Origin of the sequence: Sporosarcina sp. GW1-11 (assembly GCF_033088395.1) — a bacterium.
Lineage (GTDB): Bacteria > Bacillota > Bacilli > Bacillales_A > Planococcaceae > Sporosarcina.
In genome coordinates this window covers 1-11,842 of sequence record NZ_JAPMIW010000037.1, presented here as the reverse complement: position 1 = coordinate 11,842, position 11,842 = coordinate 1, and the positions used below count along the sequence as shown (strand labels likewise).

The window sequence follows — 11,842 nt, the reverse complement described above, 5'->3', positions numbered from 1 at the left end:
TATTCTTCGATTAAAACACGTTCCCGTGGTAAAATGTGTGTATAGCTCATCGGGAGCACTCCTTTATTAGTTGATTGGCGTTAACTAATGTGTACCCGATTGAGCTATTTTTATTTATCTAGCGTTCGACTTAATATGATAATCTACATATTTTATTGTTTTTATTAACTCTTGTTTTTAGAAATAAAAAATTATCACGTAAAAGCAAGCTTCTATTTGTCATTCCATCAGTGTTCACCGTGTTCTATTTTATTGATCTATTCATCCTTATGTTCGTGAATTAAAATAACTTCGCAATCAAGTGTGATGGCGGAATAAGAAATTTGAAAGATAGACAAAAAAAGAGCCCTAATAGACTGACCTAGCGATATGAGACACATATAAAACACCATGATTAGGCTGCCATTACACCATATTTTACGGGTGTCTGGTAGCCTAATTTTTCTTGGATACGTTCTTCATTATAATAATTTAAATACGTTATGACTCGTTCAACTACAACATCATTACGTAACGAATTAAATTTAACGTATTGAAATTCTTCAGATTTCAGACTTGAATGAAATGATTCAATCACCGCATTGTCCCAACAGTTTCCTCGACGTGACATGCTGCCAATCAGGTCGTTATCTTTAATACAAGCCTGGTACGCGTATGACGCGTACACACTTCCTTGATCCGAATGTACAATCACTCCTTTTGGATAGTTTCTTGCAGCTAGTGCCTCCTTTAACGTGTCAATAACGAGTGGTGTCTGTTGGTGGTCGTATAGTTTGTAAGCAACTATTTCATTGTTGTATAAATCCATAATGGTTGAAAGATACTTTGTCGTACTACCATACTGAATATAAGTGATGTCGGTTACCCACTTCTGATTTGGTCTACTAGCTGTGAAATTACGTTTAAGAAGATCCGGGGCAATTATGATACTTTCGCCTTGAGATTTCCACTTTCGTTTTGGCTTGATACGACACTGTAAGTTATGCTTTTGCATAAGGCTTTGAACCGTATTGCGATTCAATTTTATGTTGTATTCCTGCTTTAGAAGTGCTTTGATTTTTCTATGCCCATACCGATATTTAGTGCGTTTACACAATTCTATAATGGCTTCCTCTTCCACTGAAAGCGACTTACCAGTTCCTTCTAGACGCCACCTATAGTAGTTAGCTCGTGGTATTCCTAATACGGATAAAATAGCTGTAATCGTATACTTCTTTTTTAGTTTTTCTACAATCTGAAGAACTATTTCTTTCTCAATCTCCTTTCGATCTCCATGTACTTTTTTAGAATCTCATTCTCCATTTTCAAATGAGATATCTGTCGTTCTTTCTTGTCCCCTTCACTCGAAAGTTCTGGCCCGTGACCGAAAGTATATTGTTTACCGATTGGTTGATCAAAACGATAAATTTCATTTGCGCGATACCATCTCATCCAGGTTTCAATCTGGGATTTATTTTTGATTCCGTGCTTCTCCATAATTTCCTTAGTTGTTAATTCACCACTTAATTTATCTTTGACAACTGCCCATTTTACTTCGCTTGAATATACGTTTTTGCCCACGCAAAAACACCTCCGTTGTAAGTACTTTTTACAAGTGTACCACTTCGAAGGTGTTTTATATTGTCTCAAAAATTTAGGTTAGCCCATAATTCATATGCGAATTAGGACTCTTTTTTGTCGTTTAATTGCGTTTTCATGCCAGTAAAACTGAACAAGATATCTTGAAAAATTCGCTAGTTTAAAGCAAATGCAACATACTATATCCAAATAATCATATTAGTATATCCATATACTTCTTAAATTCTAGCAAGGCTTTTTCTTTATCCGCTGTACTAAATAACCGCTGATTGCCTTCACCAACAATGCGATAATGCCCGCCCGCTGTATGTTGCTGCAGCTTATAGTGTTGCCATTGCCCTACATCCGTCCACCACGTAACCGCACCACCCGGAAGCATACGCCCGGAACGAATCTCAGGATGCACAGCCATCTCCACTAACTCAATCGGGTCATCTCCCATAACCGAACGCAATAACGTACTTTCCCGATACACCGCGCAGACCGCCACCGCAACTGTCCAACTCAACTCCTGGCGCCCTTTTTCTAACTGCACCAACGTCTTTTTCGACACGCCTATACTATCCGCCATTTGATCTTGCGTGTAGTTCATTTCCGTGCGGATTAACTTTAAGCGCGGAAGCACTAAATCAATAAGTTGTTGTTTATTCACTCACATACCCCCTTCACCCCAAAGTTGTATTATTACACTTTTAATGTATTATGTTTATTTTATTTACTTAAGTAACTTATAAGAAATTATGTAACGAATCGTATACTAATACATAGTCTACCATAAATCTACAGTAAGAATCGACAAAAATCCCGTTGAACGATTACACGCTCAACGGGTTAGTCTAATTGCTATTTAGATCGTACGAGCTGCATCCCATCCTGTAATATCTTCCTCCAATGGAATCTGTGCAGCACGGGCTTTCACTGCGGCGAAGAAGAATAATGTTACTAGGAAGATTGAGATCACAGTTGCGCCAATATACGATACATTCATTGGTAAACCGAATCCTATCGCGGCATTCAATATATACGTCGTCGTAGCCATCAGCATGAATGTTCCGGGAATGAGTGCTACCCAGTAATTTTTACCTGCGATGAATAGATACATCGCACCTACGAATAACGCAATGACGGCAGTGGATTGGTTCGCCCAGGAGAAGTATCTCCATAAAATATTAAAGTCTATTTGAGTTAACGCAATTGAAATAACGAACATCGGAATCGCAATCCATAAACGACTTAAAACTTTCGCTTGTGGATACTTGATATAATCTGCAATAATCATCCGCGCACTGCGGAATGCTGTGTCGCCTGATGTGATAGGTAGAATGATCACACCTAGAATCGCTAGTGTTCCACCAACAGCACCTAGCATCAAAGTAGATGCTTCGCTCACGATCAATGCCGGACCACCTGCTGCTAATAATTCATTCAAACCGACTGGACCATTGAATAACGCCATACCAGCAGCTGCCCAAATCATCGCAACAATCGCTTCTGCAATCATCATGCCGTAGAAGATTTTGCGTCCTTGGCTTTCTTTCTGTGTCGTCCGAGAAATGATCGGTGACTGTGTCGCATGGAAGCCTGATAATGCACCACATGAAATCGTTAAGAATAATAGTGGGAAAATAGGTAATTTATCCGGATGTAGATTCGCAAACGTCAATTCAGGAATCGGTGCACCTGTAACTACCATCATGCTGCCAACGCCAAGTGCACTAATAATAAGCAATGCACCGAAGATTGGATAGAAGCGTCCGATAATCTTATCGATTGGCAGCAACGTCGCCAAAATATAATAGATGAAAATAAGTGCTACAATAATACCCATTGCCATCCAGCCGTTCATTAAATTGTACAGAAGGCCAGCTGGAGCGGAAACGAATACCGTACCGACTAATACTAATAAAAGAAGGGCAAACGCATTGACGATATGTTTCATCACTTTCCCTAGAAACTTTCCTGCGAGTTCTGGTAAATGTGCTCCGCGGTTTCTGATGGAAATCATACCCGTTAAATAGTCATGTACCGCACCTGCGAAGATTGCACCGACGACGATCCAAATGAATGCGACTGGACCATATAACGCACCCATAATCGGTCCGAAAATCGGTCCAACACCCGCGATATTCAGTAGCTGGATCAACGAGTTTTTACTTGTGCTCATCGGCACGTAATCTACTCCGTCGCCACTTGTAAAGGCCGGAGTCGCACGGTCTTCTTTCACACCGAACATTTTTTCAATGTACTTGCCGTACGTGAAGTATCCGACGACTAATAAAACGATAGAGAATAAAAAAGTAATCATAATTCATTTCCTCCCCCTTATCATGATTGCGCTTACACTCATTATAAGGGAGAGGCTCGTTCGCTATGACCTTTTCCTGCAAGATGTCAGAATCGTATAGTAAGATGCACTGCTAGACTACTAACATGCAGCGGTCAGCCTTCCAAACGGTGCCGCAGTTCTTTGACATAGTTTCTACTGACGGGAAGCGGTTCGGAACGGTTGAGTAATTCAAGCTGATACGCCCCGTTAAACCAAGGGGTTAAGCGGACGATATAGGCTAAGTTTACTACAATACTTTTATGAATACGGAAGAATGAAAACGAAGTGAGTTTGCTTTCTAGTTCCTTTAACGTCATTCGTGTCTCATACTCTCGTGTGAGAGATACAATTTTCGTCCATTTTTCCTCTCGATGAACAAACAAAATATCTTGTATTGGCACGTAATGGATTTCTCCTTCTGACTCTACCGGCAAGCGATCGATGCGTATCGGTTTTGTTTCGGTCGGTTGCAGTAGCGTACCTATGCGGGCAATCGTTTGACGCAATTGCTCTTCATCATACGGTTTGAGCAGATAATCCGTCGCGTGAATGCGGAACGCTTCTGCCGCGAATTGCGGATACGCTGTCGCAAAGACGATAAATGGTACGTTCTTTAGCGCACCTAGCGACTTTGCCACTTCCATGCCATCGATTTTAGGCATCTCGATATCGAGAAATACGACATCTGGTTGTAGCTGAATCGCTTTAACAATCGCCGCTTCACCAGAATCCGCCTCTCCGACAATCTTCACCTCGTTAAATTGCCCTAGTAAATAGATCAACTCTTCTCGTGCATAGCGCTCGTCATCTACAACGAGCGCACGAATTATTTCACTCATACAATACCTCCGACTTCGGAATGTGGAACGAAACAGTCGTCCCTTCATCCGGTGCACTTTCAATCTCTACCCCCGTACCAAAGGACATGATCAGGCGTCGATTGACATTGAACAAACCTAATCCCGTCCCTTTTTCAGAAACGACTTGCTCATTCCCTACTAAAGGCAAGCGCTCCGACGTAATCCCTTTCCCGTTGTCCTTCACCGTAATCTTAATCGTCGGCCCACGATCCTGAATCGAAATATGAACAATCGCGTTCGTAGCCAAATCTTTAATGCCATGTGTAATCGCGTTTTCTACAATGGGTTGAAGTGTCAGTGGCGGGATTTTCTCACGCATAATCGTCGGATCCGCTTCGATAGTAATCTTTAATTTATCAATGAAACGGGCTTCTTCAATCATTAAATACGCTTCTACATGGGCGAGCTCTTGCTGCAACGTCACCATTTTCGCCGTCGTCCCTTCTAAATTTTGACGTAAGAAGTAAGACAGTGAAGATAGTAGTTTACGCGCTTCATCTGGATTGGTCCGAATCAATGAAATAATGATATTCATTGAATTAAATAAGAAGTGTGGACTAATTTGTGCCTGTAACGCTTGGATTTCCGCTTCTTTTGCTAATTGATATGCACGGTCCGCTTCAGCGATTTCCAATTGATTGCTTAGTAACTCCGCAAGCCCCGCAATTAATTCAATCGTCACATCGGTAATCGCTTGTCGAGATGGATAATACAGCTTCAATGTCCCGACCGTTTCATTGCGCGTCTTTAGTGGTGCAATCACAACCGCACCAAACGAATAATTGTACGGATCGGGTTCAATCGCGTCCGATACGACGAGTTCTCCTTGCTGAATGACTTGCCTCGTAATATCCGTCTGAATCGGTCCGTGCAAGCCGTTACCCGCAGGTCCGACGAATGCTAGAATATCTGTTTTATTCGTCATCGCCACCGCACCTGGGCGCAATTCATCCAGCAAGATTTTACAAACAGCCGCCGCAGTGTCCTGCTTCATGCCGGTCCGTAAATAACCAAGCGTTTGATCGGCAATACGCAATGATTTTTGCGCTTGTAGTGCTGTTGCCTTTTCCTGATCGCCAATGACGTTATACGCAATAAGCATGAACAACGCCGTTCCTAACCCATTAGCGAGAATCATCGGCAAACCAATCGTCTGAACTAATGCGAGCGCTTTTGGAAATGGATCGGCAATGAATAAAATCAATAGCATTTGCAGTGCTTCCGCCGACGCACCAATTAAGAATGCAGCAAGCGGGCTCGTATGCTTACCCTTCTTATAGAAGTAACCCGCCACAATCCCCGAAATAATCGTCGAAATCCCACAAGAAATCGCTGTGAATCCACCTAAAGACATCCGATGAATTCCCGCAATCAACCCGGCACCGATTCCTAGTCGATAGCCACCAAGTAATCCCGCAACAACGACACCAATAACACGAGAATTCGCAATTGCTTCATCGGTAGTCAATTGCCACGACATATTTTCAAAATGAAACGTCTGCATATCAAGTGCCACACCGAAATACGTCCCGAAAATACCAAATAGACCAAAAAATAAAATGGCCGTCAGTTCTTGTCTGCGATCCAATAAGTCTTGATGCACCATGTTTTGGAAAAAGCGAAAACGAGTCAGGAGGAAAGCGACTGCCACAATCATCCCGACTCGTTCGAACATAATAATAAGCAAATCTAACATCGCAATCCTCCATCCAATTGAATGTTAGCCATATTACTTCTTCATCGATTTGTTAACGACCGACAACACTTCAAGACGTGACATTTTCTCGCGTCCTTCTTTTAGCGCGTCAAGTGTACCATGAGCGAGCGCCAACGGAATAGTACAGAAATTCAAGATCGTCTTCGTCTGAATATCTTCCATATACTGATCAGCCAAAGCTAAGTTCTCTTCCGCATAGCTGAACATCTCAGGCAATTTCCAACCATTCGGGAAGAAGTTCACGTCACGCACTGCGTCTTCTTTATAATTGCGTAAAATATTGACGGACTGCAGACCGCGGCCAAAACCAATCGCAAGGTCCTTGTCTGTTTCAGTGCCATCATACCAACGCCAAATGTCAGCTAACATGACGCCTACTAAACCAGCAACATAGTATGTGTAATCGTCAAGATCTTCACGCGTCTTTACTACCCAATTTTTTTCTGCCCACTTAGCCATTCCTCTACCCATAATGACAGTAGATTCTAACACTTTATCTGTGACAGTATTTGGACAGAAATCTACCCAGTCTGCTAGACGTAATGTTACTTCTGGCAGTTGATCGCGGTACGGTGCGAATAATTCATCGAGTGCTTCGGCGATCGGTTCGTCTGTTTTAATTTTGTTTTCTAAAATGTCGCTCACTTTATTTAACAAGGCTATGACTACGCTACCGTCTAGTTGTTCATGGTCTTCGATTTCGTCGATTGCGCGCATGCAAAGGTATGCGGATGCGACGGCTTCTCTAACATGAGGTTCAAGAAGTTTGATCGGGATGTAGAACGTACGACTCGTTTCTTTTAAGACTTTCATTGCTTCTTTTTTTAGTTTTGCTTCAGTTTTCACTTGGAAATCCCTCCATCAATCATCACACAATTAGTTAATTATATAGAATGTGTTTATTATAGCATGAAGACGACTGACAAGGGAAAACGAACGTGCAAGTATAGGATAGGCGCGCGATGTCCCGTTAAATGTTTATCAAATTGCTATACGAATGGTACACTTGAATTCAAGTAACATGCGTAGATACTTTCGGAGGTGAATGCGTTGGAGAAGATTAACATTCTTTCATTGAATGTAGGAACACCAAAAAATATGGAGTTTGGAAAGAAATCCGTTACGACTGGATTTTTTAAAGAGCAAATACATGAACCTGTTTTTTTATCTAAAGTGAACTTCACTGGCGATGGTCAAGGGGATTTAGTGCATCACGGAGGCGTTCATAAAGCGGTTTGCGTCTATCCATTTGAGCATTATAGCTATTGGGAAAGCATATTGGAAAGAAGTCTTTCGTTCAGTGCTTTCGGTGAAAACCTGACGCTGCAAGGCCTGACAGAAGAGGACGTCTGTATTGGCGATTCATTTCAATTAGGTGAAGCTATTGTGCAAGTAAGCCAGCCACGTCAGCCATGTTATAAGTTAGCACTCGTCTATGAACGAATAGATATGCCACTTCTCGTACAACATACAGGATATACAGGATTCTATTTCCGGGTGCTACAAGAAGGACTCGTTTCGCCAACAGATGCCTTACTTCCGTTAACGCGCCAAGCGCATGCGATCACGGTTGCTGAAGCGAATCGTCTAATGCATCACGATAAACAAAATATTGACGGTATCCGTCGTTTATTAGAAGTAGATGAATTGTCTCCAAGTTGGCGTAAGACTTTTGAGAAACGATTGGCGGGTCAGGAAATTAATACTACCGAAAGGCTATCTGGTGAAAAATAAGGATTGTGGATTGTAAAATGAAAAAATCCTCAAACCGAAGAACTCGGTTTGAGGATTCATCTTACTCGTACACATCATGTGTAATAAAACTTACTTAGTATACCCATTCATTTGTTGTTGAGCCTGACGCACTAATCGCTTAGTTATTTCTCCGCCGACGGATCCGTTGGCACGCGATGTTGAGTCAGGTCCAAGCTGTACGCCAAATTCAGATGCAATTTCTTCTTTCATTTGGTTAATTGCTTGTTGTACACCTGGAACTAAAAGCTGATTTGAGTTGTTACCACTGTTGTTGTTTGGCATGTCTCTCACCTCCTGACAACTATAGAATGGTCCATTTTCAAAAAATCATGCAAAAGAATTTTCAAAAGTTTTTAGCAGTCGTTAAATACTAGTACTCGTGACGCGTTACGCTTTTTTTATTTTAGTAACCAGCATGTCCCGCCATCCATTTTTTAAACACCTACAGGCAAAATCACATAGATATTCGCCCCTAAGCCATTCGACTGAGGTCGTACAAACGTAATTCGCTCAATGATCTGTAATTTTTCTAACTTTCGGATAGTACGTCTTACCGTTGAATTTGACATATTTAATTTTGTTTGTATTTCTTGATGACTAATATGTGCTGCTAAATGTGTGGCGGAGCAACTATGAAGCAGTTCCAATACGGCCCGATCCGTTTTGTTAATAGATCTCCAGTGCATGTCGATATGTTCGCGTACCGCTCTGTGCAGTTCTGTTTGGTTAGTGAATCTTGCGTGCTTCGTTACGTAGTGTGTCATGTGGAAAACCCCTTTTTCTTTCTATATAGAAGGTTCGGGGTGAAAAGTGGACAGGGTGTGAAAAATAATTACAACTACCTCCGCTTTATTGAAGTTTATCTATAGACGTTTCCATCCCACGAAACGCCTCCGCCACAAATAATAAATCCTCCTCAAACATAGACGCTACATTCGGTCGACGCCTTACCGCAAGCGGATGATACGCAACTGCAGTTTGAAATCCTCTCACCTTATGCCACTGCCCACGTAATCCTTTGACATCCACTTCCGGATTTTGAAAAAAGGATTGAACCGCTACATTCCCTAAACAGACTACGAGAGAAGGTTGTTGCTGTTGCAATTGCGCTTCTAGATGATGAATGCAAATCGAACGAACTTGCTCTTTATCGTATGTACGAAGCGGTCGCCTTTTCAGAATATAGGTCACATAAAGCAATTCTTCATCCAATCCAACCTTCGATACAGTCGTTCGTAACGTTTGTCGCGTTCCGCAAACTATCGGATCCCCTTCCCGATCTTCACGCGCACCCGGATTATCCAAAATGATCATGATCGGCGCATTTGGATTCCCTTCTCCCCAAATCATCCTAGATCCTTGCTTATACAACCCACACTTTTGGCACGCTTTCTGACTTTCGGGCGTCGGATCTTCCTGCCAACTTTCTGAACAACTAGTATTCATCACGTTCCCCCTCCTATCTACTTAGCATTCCCTGCACAAATGCAAACATACCAGCACGCGAATCGACAGGAAAGAAGCACTTGATTTTGCTGCTCGCGGAAAAGTGAAAGCACAAATCGAAACATAACGGGCTTACGTTGATGAGGAGAAAAACGACAATAACAACCGATTTAGCATGTGTTTTGTACATGAATTAACAATAGAAAAAGCAAAAAAAAACGCACAGACTATTACGCCTGTGCGTTTTTTACTTACCATAATTCCTAATATAAATTTCGTATCACTTGTTCCACAATCGCACTCGATTGCTTTAAAAAGTTATTCATTATTACAAATTTAAAAGGTTTGCAATAATTTCCGAGCTATTAGGCGTTAATAAGAAAACTGATAAAGCTATAAATACTCCTCCTGTAACAAGTGGAATAAACGCTTTACCCCCTCCAGCAGTCTTGATTTTAATTACCCCAACAATAAAAACGACAACGCCTATAAGAAGTAAAAGTAAGTACCAAAAACCCATAAAATCACCCTTTCTTTTAGCTTTTGATTAAAGGTGTTCCTATGGAAAACTTTCTTAAACCTTTGTAATATAAGACGGATTGAATTCATTACGAGTTTCATTCTTATAACACAATATGCCCATTAATGGCATAAAATTTGTGCCACAATCGCACCCGATTTTGGAACAGCACTATACGGTATTTTTGAAAAGGGCAGTTACATTGAAGATAGGATTTCACTTGCACTCTGGTCCACTTCTTCTAGTTGCTCATCTCTAGTTGGTGTTTCGCTCATCCTTATTAAGTCATCGCTCAGCAACTTTTTTTCATGAATAGGTAAGTCTTTAACTATTTGTTCTAAACACCAGTACTTCCAAACTGCATCTTCAGTTAAAAACACCCTTTTTATATGGGGAACAATTTCTTGTGGATATGCTGAAAGTACTTCAACAACACCGAACGCTATGGGCCAATTCATATCCTGAATCCATTCAAGAAGATCAGGCAGTAGAGGAATAACGTCTTCGTTCCTCATCAACTTAATTTCATTAATTCTTTCAAAATCAAACTTATCTCTTGGAAGTAGCTCATTGAAATTACCCATTTCGCACCTCACACTACAATGATTGGAAATTACCTTACCGAAGAAAATGGCCCGATTGCGTAAGAGTTTTCTTACTCTAAATATGCATCACTTAGGCTAGAACTTAAATATCTTGCCATTCCAGTCTTCACCTTATTCAGTCCCAACTTTCGATAAAACTCTTCATTACCAGTTGTTGCTATCAAATGTACACAAGATACATTTCTTAGTTTATCAAGTAAATACTCCATAATCTTTTTAGCTATTCCTTGCCCTTGATATTTCTGATGTACTACAACATCATAAATTGCTGCAGTGAACTACCCACCACTTAACATCCTATCCGGCTGTTTGAAGTGGGGGCTTCTCGACTTATCGTTTCTTTTACAAGCCAACAAAAACAGACCGAGCTAGCCCTCTTGTTCCAAGAGTTTTGTGTTTATGGTTTATTCATTTGCCAACAAACGAAGGCCTTCATTTTTGATATTTAGAGCAGAGTTATAGTCCCTATCGAGTACGGAACCGCAGGAACAACTATAGACCCGTTCCGACAATGGCATTTCTTTTTGATTGCCACAGGTAGAACACATTTTTGTAGAAGGAAACCACTTGTCTATTTTGATTAATCGCTTTCCTTGTTCTTTGAGTTTATAGTCTAAGAATGACGTAAACATTCCCCATCCATTATCATGGACACTTTTTCCGAAACGAAGGGCTTGCGACATTCCTTTCATATTCAAGTCTTCTATGATGACGGCATCAAACGAAACAGCTAACGATTTTGACTTATGATGCAGGAAATTCTTGCGTTGATTAGCCACTTTCTCTTGCAATTTAGCGACTACTATTCGTTGCTTATTCCAACGAGAAGAGCCCTTTGTGCGCCTAGACAGTATGCGTTGTTCTTTGGCTAATCGGGCCAACATTTGACGATAGAAGCGAGGATAATTGGCTTTCTCATCTTCGCTACTTACGTAAAGTTCAGCCATCGCAAAATCTAATCCAACGATACTTTCTATTTCTTTCTGAACGATTTCTTTTTCATATTCAGTTAAGATAGAGACATAATATGCGCCT

General features: G+C 41.1%; 14 protein-coding genes. 1 reads left to right on the top strand and 13 read right to left on the bottom strand.

Annotated elements, in window-relative coordinates; all coding sequences use genetic code 11:
- Positions 1-394 precede the first annotated feature (394 nt).
- From ORD22_RS14910 to ORD22_RS14885, 6 genes are all read right to left on the bottom strand, one after another.
- Positions 395-1,560 (bottom strand): IS3 family transposase gene (locus tag ORD22_RS14910; protein WP_317646939.1). Its coding sequence is split into 2 segments (ribosomal slippage): positions 395-1,284 and positions 1,284-1,560, totalling 1,167 coding nucleotides; the frame shifts between segments, so codons are not numbered across the junction.
- Positions 1,561-1,771: 211 nt separating this feature from the next.
- The gene (locus ORD22_RS14905; RefSeq protein ID WP_317646938.1) at positions 1,772-2,230 is read right to left on the bottom strand and encodes a helix-turn-helix transcriptional regulator; all 459 of its coding nucleotides are present in this window, start codon (positions 2,228-2,230) and stop codon (positions 1,772-1,774) included.
- 195 nt (positions 2,231-2,425) lie between these two features.
- Positions 2,426-3,883, bottom strand: a complete 1,458-nt coding sequence (locus tag ORD22_RS14900) for a carbon starvation CstA family protein (RefSeq protein WP_317646937.1) — start codon at positions 3,881-3,883, stop codon at positions 2,426-2,428.
- A gap of 134 nt (positions 3,884-4,017) precedes the next feature.
- Positions 4,018-4,743 (bottom strand): LytR/AlgR family response regulator transcription factor, encoded by a 726-nt coding sequence (locus ORD22_RS14895; protein ID WP_317646936.1) that lies wholly within the window; start codon positions 4,741-4,743, stop codon positions 4,018-4,020.
- On the bottom strand, positions 4,736-6,460 hold the full coding sequence (locus tag ORD22_RS14890) for a LytS/YhcK type 5TM receptor domain-containing protein (protein WP_317646935.1): 1,725 nt from the start codon (positions 6,458-6,460) through the stop codon (positions 4,736-4,738). Before ORD22_RS14890 ends, ORD22_RS14895 begins: the two co-directional genes overlap by 8 nt.
- A gap of 33 nt (positions 6,461-6,493) precedes the next feature.
- A complete protein-coding gene (locus ORD22_RS14885) occupies positions 6,494-7,327 on the bottom strand; it encodes a squalene/phytoene synthase family protein (protein WP_317646934.1) in 834 nt (277 codons plus the stop codon).
- Positions 7,328-7,579: 252 nt separating this feature from the next.
- On the opposite strand from ORD22_RS14885, the gene ORD22_RS14880 reads away from it, so the two are divergent.
- Positions 7,580-8,215, top strand: a complete 636-nt coding sequence (locus tag ORD22_RS14880) for an MOSC domain-containing protein (RefSeq protein WP_317646941.1) — start codon at positions 7,580-7,582, stop codon at positions 8,213-8,215.
- A 90-nt stretch (positions 8,216-8,305) separates the two neighbouring features.
- On the opposite strand, the gene ORD22_RS14875 is transcribed toward ORD22_RS14880, so the two are convergent.
- The 7 genes from ORD22_RS14875 to ORD22_RS14845 all read right to left on the bottom strand — a co-directional run.
- Positions 8,306-8,518 (bottom strand): alpha/beta-type small acid-soluble spore protein, encoded by a 213-nt coding sequence (locus tag ORD22_RS14875; protein WP_099688616.1) that lies wholly within the window; start codon positions 8,516-8,518, stop codon positions 8,306-8,308.
- A gap of 152 nt (positions 8,519-8,670) precedes the next feature.
- The gene (locus ORD22_RS14870) at positions 8,671-9,000 is read right to left on the bottom strand and encodes a winged helix-turn-helix transcriptional regulator (RefSeq protein ID WP_317646933.1); all 330 of its coding nucleotides are present in this window, start codon (positions 8,998-9,000) and stop codon (positions 8,671-8,673) included.
- 85 nt (positions 9,001-9,085) lie between these two features.
- The gene (locus tag ORD22_RS14865) at positions 9,086-9,682 is read right to left on the bottom strand and encodes a uracil-DNA glycosylase (protein WP_317646932.1); all 597 of its coding nucleotides are present in this window, start codon (positions 9,680-9,682) and stop codon (positions 9,086-9,088) included.
- A gap of 328 nt (positions 9,683-10,010) precedes the next feature.
- Entirely contained in the window at positions 10,011-10,202 is a 192-nt protein-coding gene (locus ORD22_RS14860) for a hypothetical protein (RefSeq protein ID WP_317646931.1), read from the bottom strand.
- A 197-nt stretch (positions 10,203-10,399) separates the two neighbouring features.
- A complete protein-coding gene (locus tag ORD22_RS14855; protein WP_317646930.1) occupies positions 10,400-10,786 on the bottom strand; it encodes a DUF5071 domain-containing protein in 387 nt (128 codons plus the stop codon).
- A 71-nt stretch (positions 10,787-10,857) separates the two neighbouring features.
- Positions 10,858-11,073 (bottom strand): GNAT family N-acetyltransferase, encoded by a 216-nt coding sequence (locus ORD22_RS14850; protein ID WP_317646940.1) that lies wholly within the window; start codon positions 11,071-11,073, stop codon positions 10,858-10,860.
- A 138-nt stretch (positions 11,074-11,211) separates the two neighbouring features.
- Positions 11,212-11,842: RNA-guided endonuclease InsQ/TnpB family protein (locus ORD22_RS14845; RefSeq protein ID WP_317646928.1), on the bottom strand; the 631-nt coding region annotated here is incomplete at its 5' end.